The organism is Chryseobacterium sp. JV558, from assembly GCF_033712365.1.
Lineage (GTDB): Bacteria > Bacteroidota > Bacteroidia > Flavobacteriales > Weeksellaceae > Chryseobacterium.
In genome coordinates this window covers 753,656-769,869 of sequence record NZ_WJHU01000002.1, presented here as the reverse complement: position 1 = coordinate 769,869, position 16,214 = coordinate 753,656, and the positions used below count along the sequence as shown (strand labels likewise).

General features: G+C 36.6%; 13 protein-coding genes. 8 read left to right on the top strand and 5 right to left on the bottom strand.

Going from position 1 to position 16,214, the window contains the following annotated elements; genetic code table 11:
- The first annotated feature begins 47 nt into the window (after positions 1-47).
- The 7 genes from ppk1 to GFU89_RS09255 all read left to right on the top strand — a co-directional run bounded on the left by ppk1 (position 48) and on the right by GFU89_RS09255 (position 8,695).
- Complete coding sequence (ppk1, locus tag GFU89_RS09285) at positions 48-2,120, top strand: polyphosphate kinase 1 (protein ID WP_318846858.1); 2,073 nt, start codon at positions 48-50, stop codon at positions 2,118-2,120.
- Complete coding sequence (locus GFU89_RS09280; protein ID WP_318846857.1) at positions 2,117-3,001, top strand: exopolyphosphatase; 885 nt, start codon at positions 2,117-2,119, stop codon at positions 2,999-3,001. Before ppk1 ends, GFU89_RS09280 begins: the two co-directional genes overlap by 4 nt.
- Positions 3,002-3,304: 303 nt before the next feature.
- Positions 3,305-3,958, top strand: coding sequence for an NAD-dependent epimerase/dehydratase family protein (locus tag GFU89_RS09275; protein WP_318846856.1), 654 nt, complete (start codon positions 3,305-3,307; stop codon positions 3,956-3,958).
- Complete coding sequence (locus GFU89_RS09270; RefSeq protein ID WP_318846855.1) at positions 3,955-4,104, top strand: hypothetical protein; 150 nt, start codon at positions 3,955-3,957, stop codon at positions 4,102-4,104. Before GFU89_RS09275 ends, GFU89_RS09270 begins: the two co-directional genes overlap by 4 nt.
- A gap of 141 nt (positions 4,105-4,245) precedes the next feature.
- Positions 4,246-7,284 carry a choice-of-anchor I family protein gene (locus GFU89_RS09265; protein WP_318846854.1) on the top strand — a complete coding sequence of 1,013 codons (3,039 nt, stop codon included), beginning with the start codon at positions 4,246-4,248 and terminating at the stop codon, positions 7,282-7,284.
- 101 nt (positions 7,285-7,385) lie between these two features.
- The gene (locus GFU89_RS09260; RefSeq protein WP_318846853.1) at positions 7,386-8,213 is read left to right on the top strand and encodes an SIR2 family NAD-dependent protein deacylase; all 828 of its coding nucleotides are present in this window, start codon (positions 7,386-7,388) and stop codon (positions 8,211-8,213) included.
- Between the two features lie 89 nt (positions 8,214-8,302).
- On the top strand, positions 8,303-8,695 hold the full coding sequence (locus tag GFU89_RS09255) for a DUF3060 domain-containing protein (RefSeq protein WP_318846852.1): 393 nt from the start codon (positions 8,303-8,305) through the stop codon (positions 8,693-8,695).
- A 101-nt stretch (positions 8,696-8,796) separates the two neighbouring features.
- On the opposite strand, the gene GFU89_RS09250 is transcribed toward GFU89_RS09255, so the two are convergent.
- From GFU89_RS09250 to GFU89_RS09235, 4 genes are all read right to left on the bottom strand, one after another.
- Positions 8,797-9,045 (bottom strand): NifU family protein, encoded by a 249-nt coding sequence (locus tag GFU89_RS09250; protein WP_002977212.1) that lies wholly within the window; start codon positions 9,043-9,045, stop codon positions 8,797-8,799.
- A gap of 46 nt (positions 9,046-9,091) precedes the next feature.
- Positions 9,092-10,198, bottom strand: a complete 1,107-nt coding sequence (locus GFU89_RS09245; RefSeq protein WP_318846851.1) for an Mrp/NBP35 family ATP-binding protein — start codon at positions 10,196-10,198, stop codon at positions 9,092-9,094.
- 119 nt (positions 10,199-10,317) lie between these two features.
- The gene (locus GFU89_RS09240; protein ID WP_318846850.1) at positions 10,318-11,064 is read right to left on the bottom strand and encodes a hypothetical protein; all 747 of its coding nucleotides are present in this window, start codon (positions 11,062-11,064) and stop codon (positions 10,318-10,320) included.
- Between the two features lie 40 nt (positions 11,065-11,104).
- Positions 11,105-13,060 (bottom strand): hypothetical protein, encoded by a 1,956-nt coding sequence (locus GFU89_RS09235; protein ID WP_318846849.1) that lies wholly within the window; start codon positions 13,058-13,060, stop codon positions 11,105-11,107.
- A 227-nt stretch (positions 13,061-13,287) separates the two neighbouring features.
- On the opposite strand from GFU89_RS09235, the gene GFU89_RS09230 reads away from it, so the two are divergent.
- Positions 13,288-13,743: a hypothetical protein gene (locus GFU89_RS09230; RefSeq protein ID WP_318846848.1), complete on the top strand. Its 456-nt coding sequence runs from the start codon at positions 13,288-13,290 to the stop codon at positions 13,741-13,743.
- Between the two features lie 78 nt (positions 13,744-13,821).
- Here GFU89_RS09230 and GFU89_RS09225 read toward each other — a convergent pair whose 3' ends face one another.
- The gene (locus tag GFU89_RS09225) at positions 13,822-16,164 is read right to left on the bottom strand and encodes a TonB-dependent receptor domain-containing protein (RefSeq protein ID WP_318846847.1); all 2,343 of its coding nucleotides are present in this window, start codon (positions 16,162-16,164) and stop codon (positions 13,822-13,824) included.
- Positions 16,165-16,214: the final 50 nt, after the last annotated feature.

The following is a 16,214-nucleotide window of genomic DNA, read 5'->3' as shown; positions in this document are numbered from 1 at the left end:
CAGAATCTTTACGAATTATTATTTTTGATAAAATATACACATTTAGAATGTCGATACACTTTAATCCACGAGATATCACATGGCTTGCCTTTAATGAAAGGGTTTTACAGGAAGCCATGGATGAAAATGTTCCCTTGCATTTAAGAATACGTTTTCTAGGAATTTTCTCCAACAATTTAGATGAATTTTTCAGAGTACGTGTTGCCGGATTAAAGCGTGCCATGGATTTTAAGGAAAAAGTGATTGCTGAATCTTTCTACCAACCACCTTCCAAGATCCTTCAGCGAATCAATGAAGTGGTGATGAGACAGCAGCTGAATTTCGATAAAACCTGGAAAAAAATCCAGGCTGAAATGGCTGATCATAAAGTTTCCATTAAAAATTCCAAAAATCTGACAGCAGGACAAAAAGAATTTGTGAGACAATATTTTGATGAGGTGGTAGAATCCAATGTGATTCCTATCCTTCTTCATGAAAATACGCCAATGCCCTACATGAGAGATAAAAGTCTCTATCTGGGGGTTGCAATGAGAAAAAAAGACTGGCAATATTCCAGCAATTATGCTATCATTGAGATTCCTTCCCGTTTTGTAGGAAGATTCGTATTGCTTCCAACAGAAGATCCGGAAGAGAAAAATGTAATGCTGCTGGAGGATGTGATCACATTCAACCTTCCGCATATATTTTCTTATTTCGGATATGATGAATTTTCTGCCAATGCTTTTAAAGTGACAAAAGATGCAGAATTGGATCTTGACAATGACATCAGGACCAACTTCGCAGAAAAAATAGAAAAAGGGCTCAAAAATAGAAGAAAAGGAAAGCCTACCCGTTTCGTTTTTGATAAAGATATGGATAAAGCCCTGCTGGAACTCCTGATCAGAAAATTAAATTTAACGAAAAAAGACAGCATTATTCCGGGAGGCAAAATCCACAACTTCAAGCACTTTATGGATTTTCCTGATGTTTTTAAAACGTATGAAAGACCTGTGGAAAGAAGCTCGTTTACTCATCAGGCATTTGAGCATGGTGAAAGAGTGACGGATGTTATTTTAAAAGAAGACGTTCTTCTTACTTTCCCTTATCATAAATATAATCCGGTAATTGACCTTCTACGTGAAGCAGCCCTGGATCCGGATGTAAAATCTATACAGATCACGGCTTACCGCATGGCAAGCAGCTCAAAAATCATCAACGCGCTTATCTATGCTGCAAGAAATGGTAAAGAAGTGACCGTAATGCTGGAACTTCAGGCAAGATTTGATGAAGAATCCAATCTGAAATGGAAAGATATGCTTGAACCGGAGGGAATTACAGTTCTTGTAGGAATTCCCAACAAAAAAGTACATGCTAAACTGTGTGTTATAAAAAAGAGAGCACACAATAAAACCATCCAATATGGATTTGTAAGTACTGGAAATTTCAACGAAAAAACAGCAAGAATATATGGTGACCATCTGCTGCTTACAGCTGATCGCGGTATCATGGCAGACATCAATAAAGTTTTCAATGTACTGAAAAAACCGAAGGATGATTTTATTACGATTTTGAAAACTTGTAAAAATTTATTAGTTTGCCCTCAATTTATGCGTGAAAAGATTGTTCACCATATTGATAAAGAAATCGAAGAAGCTAAAGCAGGCCGAAAAGCAGAAATTATTATCAAGGTAAATTCTATGAGCGACAGACTGCTGATAGAAAAACTATATGCTGCTGCCCAGGCTGGTGTGGTAATCAGGCTGATCGTAAGAGGAATCTATTGTGCTGTAAACCAGAAAGAGTTTAAAGAAAAAATAAAAGCCATAAGTATTGTAGATGAATACCTGGAGCATGCCAGAGTAATGTATTTCTACAATAAAGGAACAGAAGACATGTACATTTCTTCCGCTGACTGGATGACCAGAAACCTGGATTACAGGATTGAAGCTGCGGCTAAAATCACTGATAAGAACCTTAAGAAAGAATTAAAAGAAATTCTTGACATTCAGCTTAGGGATAATGTAAAAGCCAGAATTTTGGATAAAAAGCTCAGCAACGAATACATAAGAAATGATAAAAAAGAATGTCGTTCACAAATAGAAACCTATAAATATTTAAAAGCTAAAACAAGCAAAAAATGAAGATAGCAGCGATAGACATAGGGAGTAATGCAGCCCGCCTTCTTATCAATGAAGTTAAGATAAATAACAGAAAACCTGAATTCATCAAACTCAACCTTCTCAGAATTCCTCTGAGACTGGGAATGGATGTTTTCACCATCGGAAAAATAGGTCCGGAAAGAGAAAAAATGGTTATTGATTCCATGAAAATCTTCAGCGACCTGATGAAAATATACAAAGTAGAACATTACAGAGCCTGTGCTACCAGTGCCATGCGTGATGCTGCCAATGGTAATGAAATTATCAGCCTTGTAAAGGAAGCATCAGGAATTGATATCGAAATCATTTCCGGTGATGAAGAAGCTACTTTGGTCTATGAAAACCATGTCGCAGAAGGTCTTGACAAAGAATTCGCTTATTTATACATTGATGTTGGCGGAGGTTCTACAGAGCTTACCTTCTACGAAAACGGTAAAATGGTCTACGAAAAATCTTTCAATATCGGAACCATCCGTCTTCTCAACAATCTGGTTACAATGGACAACTGGAAAGAAATGAAGGATGAAATCAAAAAAAATATCGTCAGCAAAAAACCAATTGTAGCCATTGGGTCAGGAGGAAACATCAACAAAGTATTCTCCATGAGCAAAACCAAAGATGGGAAGCCAATGTCTTTGTCTCATCTGAAAAAAGTATACAAAGAATTCAATGAGCTGTCTGTGGAAGAAAGAATGAGCAATTACAACCTTAGAGAAGACCGTGCCGATGTATTGGTACATGCCCTGAGCATCTTCAATAATGTAATGTCCTGGTCTGATATCAACAGGATCTTTGTCCCTAAAATATCCGTAGCAGACGGATTGATCCATAATATTTACAGCCAGTTACAACACAAAAAGTAACAACAAATAACAATATTGTAAATTGTAAAGCCAGCCATTTTTGTGCTGGCTTTTTATTTTGGCATCCATTCCGCATTGTCATTGCGAGGAGCAAAGCGACGAAGCAATCTCTATATTCTCTTCTGTCATTAAGTTTTGGCTAAAGCCAATAGATGAATCATTTTTTTGTCAGATGGGTTAAAACCCACCTCTATTGAATTTTAACAACAACACCTTTTACCTTTTATCTTTTATTAAAAATTTCATCAAAATTTAAAGTAAAACCTCATTCCCATTCGTCATACCAATATCAATAGCAAAACAATGAACTCAATCAAAATAATTCTTACAGGAGCTACAGGAATGGTAGGTGAAGGCGTTTTAATGGAATGTCTTGAGAACCCTAATGTTTCTGAAATCCTCAGCATAAGTAGAAAACCCTCCGGAAAATCACATCCCAAACTGAAAGAATATCTTGTCCCAGACTTTTTATCCATAGATATAAATGATGAAAAACTGAAAGGCTATGACGCTTGTTTTTTCTGTGCAGGAATTAGCAGTATAGGCATTAAGGAAGAAGACTACACCAAAATCACTTATGATACAACCCTGCACTTTGCAAAAGCCGTTTTGAATCAAAATCCGGAAATAGTTTTCAACTATGTGTCCGGAGCAAGCACAGACAGTACTGAGAGTGGAAAATTGATGTGGGCACGAGTAAAAGGCAGAACAGAAAATGATTTGAAAAAGATGAAGTTCAAAGGGGCTTACAATTTTCGTCCCGGATTTATGAAACCCGTTGATGGTCAATTGAATGTAAAATGGTTTTTTAAACCTTTTATTTGGATTTTTCCTATTTTTTTCCAATCAAAATCATTAACTTTACAGGAAGTGGGTAGAGCAATGATCAATGTGACACAAAAAGGATACCCCACATCTACTTTAGAAATTAGAGATATTAAAAATTTAGCGATATGAGAGACATGTTAAGAAGAATTGTTCTGGTTATTTTTTTACTCTTGCTTGTGACTGCCGTTTCAGGATATTTTTATATGCAGAAACACCCATTGGAAGAAAATAAGTCAGGAACAATTTTAAATTTCTCCGGAAAATCAGGAAAATAAATACATCCTACAAACCCTCAATCGAACATAATTTTATCTTTTATCGGAAACAAACCTATTTTTTAAACATTTCTTAAAATTCCATTAAAATAGTTACGAAACATAAAGTTCATTTTTGCATTTACCTAATTAAAGTAAAAAATGATCAACAACTACCTATTAAAAGGGTCTGTGATTGCCGCATTCTTTTTTCAGAGCGGTCTTTTCGGACAAACACTGATTCATTACTGGAATTTTAACAACAATACTTCTGCTGCCACAGTCACTGCACCATCTTCTACCATGGTGAATGGTTCTCTTGCAGCTATAGCAGGAGGTACAAGTATAATAGATTTTGCAGGTGGTACCGGGCAGAATTTTAGTGATGAAAATTTAAATGCCAGAAATGGAGATGCATCCGGAACCCATTTAAGGTTCAATAATCCAATTGGAGGAGGATTACAGTTTAATCTGCCTACCACAGGATACAACAATGTTATTTCTAAGTTCACTACCCGAAGATCAGGACAGGGAGCAGGTACTCAGACATGGTCTTATTCAACAGACGGAACTACTTTTGTACAGTTTCAGACTGTGAATCCACAGGATGCCAATCCTCAACTGGTTACTCTTGATTTCTCTGCCATACAAGGAGTAAATAACAATCCTAATTTTAAATTAAAAGTTGAATTCTCAGTAACAGGAGGCGGAACCGGAGGTAACAACCGTTTTGATAACTTTACGGTAGAAGCTGCTCCAGCCGGAGGTGCTGACACGACTCCACCAACAGTCGCTTACCTTCCTGCTCATAATACCAATAACGCTTCAACAGCTGTAAATCCTACATTAACTTTTAATGAAAATGTAAGATTAACAGATAATTCTGCGATCAATAATTCTAATGCTCAAAATCTTATAGAGCTTCGTCTTGGAAATGCTGCAGGAACACCAATTCCTTTTACGACGACCTTTAGCAATAATATGATCACCGTGGTCCCAACTGCAGGGCTGGTACCAGGACAAACTTATTATGTAGCACTGAAGCCCAATACGGTAGAAGATTTCAGTGATAATGGGATTACTGCCGTTACATCCAGTACTTTCACAACAGCAGGAACAACAATTTCTCTGGAAAAAAACTTCATTAAAGTCAATGAAAATGCAGGAACCCTTGCATTTAAAATCAATATTACCAATCCTTCAACGGCTACGGTAAATCTTGTTGTAAAACCAACACCGTTCAGTACCGCTGATGCTAATGATTTTACTTTAGCCAACCAGACGATTAACATCACTCCATCTACGACGAGTTATACCGTTAACATTCCTATTATTGATGACACAGTGGCAGAACAGCAGGCCGAATATTTTGTGGTAAGCCTTGAAAACCCTACCGGAGCAACTATTTCAGGAGACAATACTGCAACGGTTTATATTGTAGATAATGATAAAGCAGCACCAGTTCCTTCTCATCAGATTCAACTGAATTACCTCGGAAGTTTTGATCCTTCAGGAAATAATAACAGTTCTACGGAAATTGTGGTTCATGATGCATCAACTCAACGCCTATTTACGATCAGCTCCATTACAGATGTTTTTGACATTATTGATTTCAGTAATCCGGCCATTCCATCCGTTGTAAAAACAGTCAACATGGCTCCTTATGGCGGAATCACAAGTATTGCTGTGAAAAACGGAATCATTGCAGCAGCATCTCCAAATACTGATCCTCAGCAAAACGGTTCTGTAGTATTCTTTGACATTAACGGAACCTTCCTGAAGCAGTTAAGTGTAGGAGCTTTACCGGATATGATCACCTTCTCCCCTGACGGAACAAAAGTTGTGACAGCCAACGAAGGCGAACCTAATGATGCTTATACCGTAGATCCCGAGGGAACAATCAGTATCATTGACATTTCCGGCGGTATCGGAAATCTTACACAAAGTAATGTAACGACTCTCAATTTCAACAGTTTTGAGTCTCAGCTTGCTGCATTAACAGCTACGGGTTTAAGAAAGGTAAGAACCAACAATACTCTTTCTCAGGATCTGGAACCTGAATACGTGACCATCAGTTCTGACAGTCAGAAAGCATGGGTAACACTTCAGGAAAACAACGCTGTTGCTGAAATTAACCTGGCGACTAAAACCATCACAGGAATCTGGGGATTAGGTAAAAAAGACATGAGCCTTCCGGGTAATGGTTTTGATGCTTCGGACAATAACGGAGAGGTTTTAATTGCCAATTGGCCGGTAAAAGCTTATTACGTTCCGGATGCGGTACAGAACTATAAAGTAGGAAGCACCCATTATATTGTAACAGCCAATGAAGGGGATGAAAAAGACCTTTCAGGATACAGCGAAAGAACCACTGTGGGGGCAAACAGCTATATTTTAGATCCTGTGCTGTTCCCGAATTCAAGTATTTTAAAGGCTTCATATAACCTTGGAAGATTCAGGGTTTCATCTGCTACAGGAAATACAGACGGAGATGCAGAATTTGAAGAAATATCGGCTTTGGGAGCGCGCTCGTTCTCTATTTTCAATGCTGATACCAAACAGATTGTGTACGACAGTGGAGATCAGTTTGAAAGATATATTGCTGCCTATCAGCCGTTAATTTTTAATGCAGATAATGAATCCAATGCCGTTAAAAACAGAAGCCGTGCAAAAGGTCCTGAACCTGAAGGTGTAGCATTAGGAAATATCAGCGGACAGACCTATGCTTTTATCACATTAGAAAGAACCGGAGGCGTTATAGTGTATAATATCACAGATCCTAACAACCCTACTTTTACCGATTATAAACATTCCCGTTCTACTTCAGCTTACGGAGGAGACAACGGCCCTGAAGGAATCATCTATATTGCGCCTGAAAATACAACTACCAATAAAGGGTATGTGATTATTGCCAACGAGATCAGCGGAACATTATCCATGTATGAAGTGGCTACTCCGGCTACACTGGGAACTGGTGAAACAAAAACTGAACAGGCTACCTTCAACATATTCCCCAATCCTGTGAACAAAGGAAATACACTTTACTTCAATAGAAAACAGGATTATGAGTTGTATGATATCTCCGGAAAATTAATCGGAAAAGAAAAGAATGCTTTAACAATAAGCACATCCAATCTTTCTACTGGTGTTTACCTTGTAAAAACGTCAGAAGGACAGATCAAAAGAATTATTGTAAAGTAACATATATTACAGTATACCATTCTATTTAGTTAGAGCTTCGGATTTTTCCGGAGCTTTTTTGTTATTGAGAAATTCATTAGTTTTAAACTTTTTATAACACAATGGAAAATCAATTAGAAAATATTATTCAACAAGTATGGCACAAAGAAAAACGAAATCTCTTTACCTTTCTTACTGGTGCTGGAATCTCATCCGACAGCGGCATTCCCACTTACCGCGGAATAGATGGAATATGGGTAAAAGGAACTCAGTTTCATAAACCTGAAGAATTTGGTACTTTACGTTATTTCAGACAACATCCGGAAGAAGTCCTGCAATATTCTCTTTTCAGAAAAAAGATGTTTGAAAATGCATCCCCCAATCAAAGTCATTTTGAACTTGCAGACATTGAAACTCAACTTCAGGACAGATTTCATCTCATCACCCAGAATATTGACAATCTTCACCGCCGTTCCGGTACTCAAAGAATTTATGAAATTCATGGAAACAACAGAGAAATTAAATGTTCAAACGGATGCAAAGAAATTCTTGAACTTCCTTTAGAAATAAAAGGTAAAGAATTGGACGAAGACCTTACTGATCATGATAAGATGCTTCTAACATGTGCTCAGTGCGGACATTGGATGCGCCCGAATATTTTATGGTTTGATGAATATTATGATGAAAAAACCAACAAAAAATTCAGCGCCCTGAAAATCGCCAAAAATAGTGGCGTGCTGTTTATTGTCGGAACTTCTGGTGCAACAAGTCTTCCGATTGCCATTGCAGAGACAGCATTAAAATATGGAGCCTTTATTGTGGATATCAATACGGAGGATAATAATTTCACAGATCTGATCAGAAATAAAAAAAATACTTTAATCATCCGGGAAAAGTCAACCGAAGTATTGAAAGTGATCAAAAAGATTATTGAAAAAACAGCATCATAAAAACTCATTATTTAAGATGATTTAACTTTTAAAATGCCTGAAAAAATCATTTTATTTTTATATTTACCCTTAACAAAACCAAATTCACAATGAAAAGTATTAAGACAGCAGGAATTCTGGCTATCCTGTTACTGGGAACAGGTACTGCCTTTTCACAATCCAGAAAAACAGAATCTACAAAAGGAGTAGAGAAAACAGACAATGATAAAACCATACAGGTAGAAGGTGTGGGCCACAAACTCAATTATACACTCAACGGAGGAGTTGCTGAGGTGGAAGGCGGTGATAACACGGTAACCATCAAAGGAAGTGCAAAAAAGATTGCTGTTTCCGGAACCGGCAATAAAGTATACATTGATAAAGTAGACAAAGTAACTATAGAAGGTGGTGGCAATATAGTTTATTATCGGACTTCCGGAACAAAATCAGGAAAACCGGATGTTTCTCTTACCGGAGTGGGAAATAAAGTGGTAAAACAATAAATACAATCCTCACAGATTTCAAAGTCTGTAAAGAGTACATGTAAACAAAAAAAGACAGACCTCAATGAGGTCTGTCTTTTAAAAATATCTCAGATATAATTTTACTCTACGTTGATTACCTTTTCGATTTCTGGCGCATGTTGTTTGATGGTATTTTCAACACCTAATTTCAGGGTTGAGAAATTCAACGAACATCCGGAACAGTTACCCAAAAGTTTCACAAACACCTGATTATCTTTCACATCAATAAGCTCAATATCACCACCATCTTTGTTCAAAAACGGTCTGATGCTTTCCAGAGCTTCCATTACTCTTGTTACTGTATCTTCGTGCGTTATGTTTGTTTCCATATTTTTCAGTTCAATTTGGTACTTTCAAAATTATTGAAAGTTATTATTATTTTGCTTTTGGTGAGCATCCTGCCATTGTTGAAATCTTCACTGCTTCAGTAGGAGGAAGACTTTTGTTTCTTTCTACTAAGCTTTCTACCATTTTTCTGGCAGTTTCTGTATAGATATCTGCAATTTTAGATCCTTCCTGAAGCGCAGCTGGTCTTCCTACATCTCCTGCTTCTCTGATGCTTTGGATCAATGGAATCTCTCCCAATACAGGAATTCCCAGATCTTCAGCTAAATATTGCGCTCCCTGGTTGCCAAAGATATAATATTTATTTTCAGGAAGTTCTTCCGGTGTAAAATAAGCCATATTTTCTACCAATCCAAGAACAGGAATATTGATGCTTTCCATCTGGAACATAGCAATACCCTTTCTTACGTCTGCCAATGCAACATGCTGAGGTGTACTTACGATCACCGCACCTGTTACCGGTACTTCCTGGATAATTGACAAGTGAATGTCACCTGTTCCCGGAGGAAGATCTATTAGTAAGAAATCCAATTCTCCCCATGCAGCATCTCTGATCATCTGGTTTAATGCTTTTGAAGCCATAGGACCTCTCCACACTACTGCCTGATTGGCTCCGGAGAAATATCCTATTGAAAGCATTTTCACACCATAATTCTCAACAGGTTTCATCATGCTCTTTCCATTTACTTCTACAGAAATAGGTTTCTCCCCTTCTGTATCAAACATGGTAGGAACTGAAGGACCGTAGATATCAGCATCTAATAATCCTACTTTAAAGCCCATTTTAGCTAACGTTACTGCCATATTTGCAGAAACTGTAGATTTTCCTACGCCTCCTTTACCGGAAGCAATAGCGATAATATTTTGAATCCCCGGAATTTGTTTTCCTTTGATCTGACTTTGCTGAATTTCACTAGGCTCCGGAGAAACGATTTTAAGTTTTAAATGAACGTTTTCTCCAAACTCACTGGCAAAAGCCTGTTTCATTGCAGCCTCCAGTTTTTTCTTTTCATGCATTGCAGGCGAATGAGCAGTCATGTCTATATAAACATCATCACCCATAATCTGAAAATTATTCACCAAATCGTCTACTTCTATTTCTTTAAGGAAATCCTGAACCTTTTCTTTCGTCAACATATAAATATAAATTGTTTACAAATTTACGCATTTTTCACCTATTTAGAATAAGTAAACACTATCATAGATAAATTCTTTTGTAAACCCAGACTTTCAGACTTTTATGTCTCTACAAATTATTACCTGAAATAGGTCACTAATGGAATATTTTTATTCCAGAATTCACTGGATTTTAACAGCCAGGAAGTAGAGAAGAAAAACAGTGATGTGGTCTCAAAAATAAGGGTAGAATAAATTAGAAATTTATTCGCAGAAGCCGAATCATCTCCTAAAAGAGCGATGATCCCAATGCAGGCAAGACTTATAAGTATTCCCCAGCCGCAGAATTTATAATATAGGTTTCTACGGCTTTTCTTAAGTGCTTCTTCTTCGGAAATAGGTTCACCATCCTGTTGTTTATCACTTTTCTGAAAGAAATAAAGACAAAAGACAGCAAAAGACACAAAAAGCAGTCCTGCACTGATATAGTGAGCCCAGCTGAACCATTCCTGATAATTTGCTTTATCAATCGTAATATAAATATTTCCTCCATACCCTTTAAAATTTGTTGGAAAGACAGCGACCAATACTGCCATTATGCCTGCAAAATTTGAAAGCCTATTTTCATATTTGTCTTTTCCTCTGTAGGTGGCGAATAATCCGCCCAGAATACATAATGTTCCTACAAAGATCACATGTCCGAAACTGTAGTAATAATGGCTGATGCTTACTTTGAGCGGATGTTCATCATTGAGAAAATAGGTGGTTATAAAAAGAAGAAATGAAAGGAGAAACCCAAGTAATCCGATAAACATTCGCAGTTGGTAATAAGAGATCAGTACTCCGTTATGATCATCCTGAGCAGGTTTTTTAAAATTAGTTTCCATGAGGTTCGTTTTTAAGGTTATAGTTATTTTGAAGCTGAGGTTATAATGAAATGGTTATTTTATCAATAATTTTCACATTTTTATCCGGATCCAGCTTGAAATTATCTTTTATAAATTTCTTCGGATCCTCCGTAAGCATCTCTTTTTGCAGGAGGGAAGCCTGTTTCTTTTTTAATAAATTCATCCATGGGTATGTTTTTTTTATAGCAACGACATAGATGACAATTTCGTTATCCGTTATTTTAAACTTCAGAAAGTTTTTATTTCCGGTGTTTATTTTTCCGGATGAGATTTCAGTGATATACAATTTAAAAAAATGATATCCGAAAAGAATATACCATCCAAAAAGTATGGATTGCAAAAGGGCAGAAATAATCAACTGAGAAATAAAGTAATCACACCTGGCTGGAATTTTAAAGAAGCTTTTTATTTCATTAATATGAATAAAAGACAAATGGCTGTCCTCTAAAAAAGCAAATCCATACGTTGGAAGTTTCATAAATACAAACCACTGAATAGCAAACGATAATACAAATAAAAATCCCCGCAGAATTTTGCTCGTCCATTTTTCCTTCTCGGAACATTCTGTATTGGTGACTTTGGTGATGGTAAAATGAAAGATCACAGGAATTAACAATAAAATAAGCCCTTTCAAAATAGAATCTGAGTAACAATGGGTATACGTAACGATTAATGAAAGTAAAAACAGCAATACGGTAAATTCATAATTGATGATAAAGAAAATAAGATTCCAGAATGTTTTTTTACCGGATTTTTCTTTGGACGGATATCTGCCATCCAGTTGATAGGTGAGTTCCGTAGTCGTTGTGTTTTGCAGGATCGGAAGAGTGATTGTATCTTTTAAAAAATCGGTAATATGCCCGAAAGCGCCACCTCCTCCTGAGGTAATATAATGTTTGATCTCTTTATCATAGCCTTTTTCATTTTCATCTAATTTATAATGTGAATAATGATGAATATCTCCTGTAAGCACTACATCAAAAATAATTTCTGACTTTATATTACTTGCCTCCAGTTTTCTAACAGCTTCTTTCATCGTCCTGATGATATATTCCAGGCTATCCATACGCTGTCTTCTCTTGTGTCTGTCTTTTATCTGATAATTGTACCAATAAGGTTCTGCTATGAGTAAAATAACATGGTTAGTATCATTTCCTTTTGAAATTTTTTCGACATATTCCGTAAAAAAAGTCATTTGAGGAATATCAATATCACCCAGCAGCTGATTGTCTATACCCATTAAATGAACGTTGTCCCTTAGTGAATAGGCAAAATAGCTCCTGTTCTGTACGGTTCTGTAATCACTGATTTTACTTCTCTGGCACATCAGCCTGAAAAAAGCACTTAAACCATCGTACCAGTCATGGTTTCCCGGTGTTGCAATAAGTATCGGGCCTGCCTCTTTTGTATCAGGAGCAACAAGTCTTAAAGGTCCTTTGAAACGGTCTCTATAATTGGTTTCAGAGCCTACGGGATACACCAGATCGCCTCCCACGACCAAAACAGATCCCCTTTTCAGTTTGATTTCAACCTCATCTTCAACCTCTCTGTTGAATTCATTTTTAAAAGAATAGATATAACTGTCTCTTGTCAGATGATAAAAAACAGAGGTAGTAGCATCAAAGCCATCGCCCGTGTCTGCAATGAAATCAAACCAGAATTCATCTTCCGATTCATCACAGTTATTTTCCATCAGCTCTCTTCCCGTATCTTTTCCCAAAGCGGTCTGCATTTCTCTTTTATCAATGATAGAAAGGATATCTGCAGAAAGAGAAACCATTCTGAAACTGTTCATCAGCCCGGTAAAATCAAACCATTTGACAGGTTTTTGAGGAATAAAGTAATAAGGATATTTCTCATCAATATCTTTAAATATTTTCACTTTTTTAGCAGCGTAGAAACTGTCTTTAAAGTAAAATATCAGAAACATAACTGCAGCGAGCAGCAGAAGATAAAAAAATAGTGTTTCCATCATATTTATATATTGAATTTGTACTGGTTTTCTTGAAGTTCTTATGTTAAGCTATTTTTTAACATACCAAACCGGAAATTATTAGTTTACAATCAAATGTATGAAATTTGAAATTCGATTCATATAACACTTTTGTGGTATTTTATCCGTTAACAAAAATATTTATGAATAGATATTTAAAATAAAATTATTAGATTTATTAGCACCATTATCATTGTAAAACAATTAATATGAAAACCAACACCTACCCTTCCAAATATGCACTACCGAAAGGAATTTTTACCGTTGGAAAAACAAAATTCAAATGGTACGATCTGGCCGAAGATCCAGCAGAAATCTCTCCACAGGAGATTCATAATGCCAGATTATGTGTTGAAAATGCAGAAGAAGACTATCAAAACATTGATGATCTGGGATTTATCATCATGCACCGTTGCGGAGAAAACTATCTGCTGTTAGTATGTACCTGGCGAAATGAAAATGAATTATGGGAAAGTGTTTATTATGACGGTTCCGGCAACTTTGAAATATGGGACAGAAACAAAACCCACCTCCCTACTTACTGTGTTTGGGAAATGGGCATTGTCTATCATGAATCCCAGTCCTGGAAAAAATACCTGGGTTCTGAAAGAGAAAAAAAAGACAAGGAAGAATATCTCAATGATGTCTTTGAAGGAGAAGTGTAAGCATTTCTTCAATGAGATTCTTCATTTCACTCCGTTTCATTCAGAATAACATCAAAACAACAATGTAAATCCAGATTATTAGTTCGCTCTGTTTTTTTCATCAAATCTTACATTGCGGTCTGTACCTTTTACTTTTTTATTTCCAAAAGTATACGTTGCAGATACCGTAAGCCTTCTGGCATCGTAATAATTATTGTACGAATGAGTTCCGGTGGTATAATAGATTTCTCCCAAACTCTTCCCTTGCTTCAAAATATCAGAAACAAACACATTCAGTTGAAGACTTCTTTCCATAAAGCTCAGTTTCAAACCTGACGTAAAATTGCCGGCAAACTTCATATATGAATTTCCGGAATTGGAAGGCAGGCGGAACCAGTAATTCAGGATCAGCTGTATCGTTTTGCTTGAGTTGAGGGATATATTATTCTGAAAATCGAAATCATAACTACTCCCTTTTCTGGACAACGCATCAGTGGCAAAAACATCCGTATTCATATAAGAATAATTGGCAGAATAATTAGCCTCCCATTTTTTGAAAAAAGTATCCGAATAGTTAAGCGAAACTCCCATGCTATTCTGATTGTAATAGTTTTCAAAAGTACTTACCCTGTTTTCGCCTTTCAGATTCGCTAATTGGCCAAATGCCTCCAATGTTCTCTGAAAATAAGCGGATGCAGATAATTTTCCTTTATAGACATAAGAAAATTCGAAATTATGATTAATAGAGGGCTTCAGAAAAGGATTTCCGGTAAAATAAGAATTGATATTGATATACCATCGGTACGGATTGATGGCACGGAACCCCGGTCTGTTGATCCTTTTGGAATAATTCAGGTTAAATGTATGATTCTCATTGCTTTTATAGCTGATATAAGCTGTAGGGAAAAATTTTCCGTAAGAATTTTCGTTCTGCTGACCTGAAGTTAAAGAATTTCCGTTGACTACAGAATATTCATACCGTAAGCCTGCTTTTGCCGACCATTTTTCATTGAATGTCTTTTCAAAACTGATATAAGCCGCATAATTTTTCTCATTATACTCAAATTCATTGCTTTTCAGAGGATCTGTAATGTAGTCTCCATTTGTCAAATTCTGATAAAATATATTGGAATTATTATCAAAATTGGTGAATTTTATCCCAGCCTCTGTCTTTGCAAACTGATAAGGCAATGTAAGGTCTGCCTGCCCGGAATAAATTTTATAATCCACCATGGATGGCGACTTTACAACAAATCGGTCTCCAGAGGTTTCTGTAGTGGTGAAATCAATGGTCGTTTCCGGCGTATTGGAAAAATAATTTCCTGTAATACTCAGTTTATTGTCCTGTTTCCCGAATTTAAGATCATAATAAGCACTCACCGTATGCTGTTTACTTCTAGCTCTGTGTTCTGCATAGGTAAGCAGAGTATTGGTATAATTACCATTCTGGAAATAGTTTGAGGTATTTGTGATATCCATATTGGAATGCCCGAATCCTAAATCATAAATAAATCCGATATTGGACTTTTTACCCAGCTGATAATCCAGACTTAGATTCGCTCCAAGTCCATCTCCAAAATCCCTTCTGTTATCATTACTTTTAAGGCCATCTGCACCTTCTATCCAATAGTTTTCGTAAGAATGCTTTTCATTTTTATTTTGTCTTAATTTCAATGAGGTGCGCAATTTTTCATTTTGATAATTAACTGTTGCGCTGTTTGAATTTCCTGTATAGGTTGTCTGCTGCAGACTGGAAGTAAAGCTCCCGCTCCATCCAAGATTCTGGTTTTTCTTCAAAACAATATTGATCAGACCACTATTCCCCTGCGCTTCATACTTAGCAGGAGGTGAAGTAATGACTTCAATTTTTTCTATATTTTCAGATCTGAGACTTTTAAGGTAAGTAACGAGCTCGGCATCTGACAAATTCAAAATCCTGTCGTTGATCATTACGGCTACTCCACTTTTCCCGACAATGGAGACACCTGTATTCTCATCTACTTTTACCAAGGGGGTTGTTGCCAGAGCATCTGCACCATCCATTCCCTGTGAAGCCACCGAATTGGAAACATTGAAGACTAGTCTGTCTGCTTTTCTCTCAATCAGTTTTTTTCTGGCGGTAAGCGTAACTCCTTCGATCTGTTTTTCTTTCTTTTTTTCAATAAAAAAATCATGTTTCACCTCACCATTTACCGCCAGTTCCTTACTGGATATTTCTACACCATCCTGGATAAGCTTAATAGTATACATTCCGTTTTCTGAAAGTTTCAGGGAATAATTTCCTTTTTCATCCGAAATAGCAGTCTGCTTCTTCTCACCTTTTACAGCAATTATCTCAACATAAGGAACCGCATTTCCGGTTTGGGAGACTTTCCCTTCTATCGTCTGGGCAAATACGGCTGCAGGAAACAGCATGATTACAGAAAGTAATGTCTTCTTCATGAATTATATCGTTTTCTATAAGACAATCTGCCCCTCTGTTTTATTACCTC

Coding starts and splice junctions, on each gene's coding strand:
- ppk1 (WP_318846858.1), top strand. CDS start 48: ATGTCGATACACTTTAATCCACGAGATATCACATGGCTTGCCTTTAAT.
- GFU89_RS09280 (WP_318846857.1), top strand. CDS start 2,117: ATGAAGATAGCAGCGATAGACATAGGGAGTAATGCAGCCCGCCTTCTT.
- GFU89_RS09275 (WP_318846856.1), top strand. CDS start 3,305: ATGAACTCAATCAAAATAATTCTTACAGGAGCTACAGGAATGGTAGGT.
- GFU89_RS09270 (WP_318846855.1), top strand. CDS start 3,955: ATGAGAGACATGTTAAGAAGAATTGTTCTGGTTATTTTTTTACTCTTG.
- GFU89_RS09265 (WP_318846854.1), top strand. CDS start 4,246: ATGATCAACAACTACCTATTAAAAGGGTCTGTGATTGCCGCATTCTTT.
- GFU89_RS09260 (WP_318846853.1), top strand. CDS start 7,386: ATGGAAAATCAATTAGAAAATATTATTCAACAAGTATGGCACAAAGAA.
- GFU89_RS09255 (WP_318846852.1), top strand. CDS start 8,303: ATGAAAAGTATTAAGACAGCAGGAATTCTGGCTATCCTGTTACTGGGA.
- GFU89_RS09250 (WP_002977212.1), bottom strand. CDS start 9,045: ATGGAAACAAACATAACGCACGAAGATACAGTAACAAGAGTAATGGAA.
- GFU89_RS09245 (WP_318846851.1), bottom strand. CDS start 10,198: ATGTTGACGAAAGAAAAGGTTCAGGATTTCCTTAAAGAAATAGAAGTA.
- GFU89_RS09240 (WP_318846850.1), bottom strand. CDS start 11,064: ATGGAAACTAATTTTAAAAAACCTGCTCAGGATGATCATAACGGAGTA.
- GFU89_RS09235 (WP_318846849.1), bottom strand. CDS start 13,060: ATGATGGAAACACTATTTTTTTATCTTCTGCTGCTCGCTGCAGTTATG.
- GFU89_RS09230 (WP_318846848.1), top strand. CDS start 13,288: ATGAAAACCAACACCTACCCTTCCAAATATGCACTACCGAAAGGAATT.
- GFU89_RS09225 (WP_318846847.1), bottom strand. CDS start 16,164: ATGAAGAAGACATTACTTTCTGTAATCATGCTGTTTCCTGCAGCCGTA.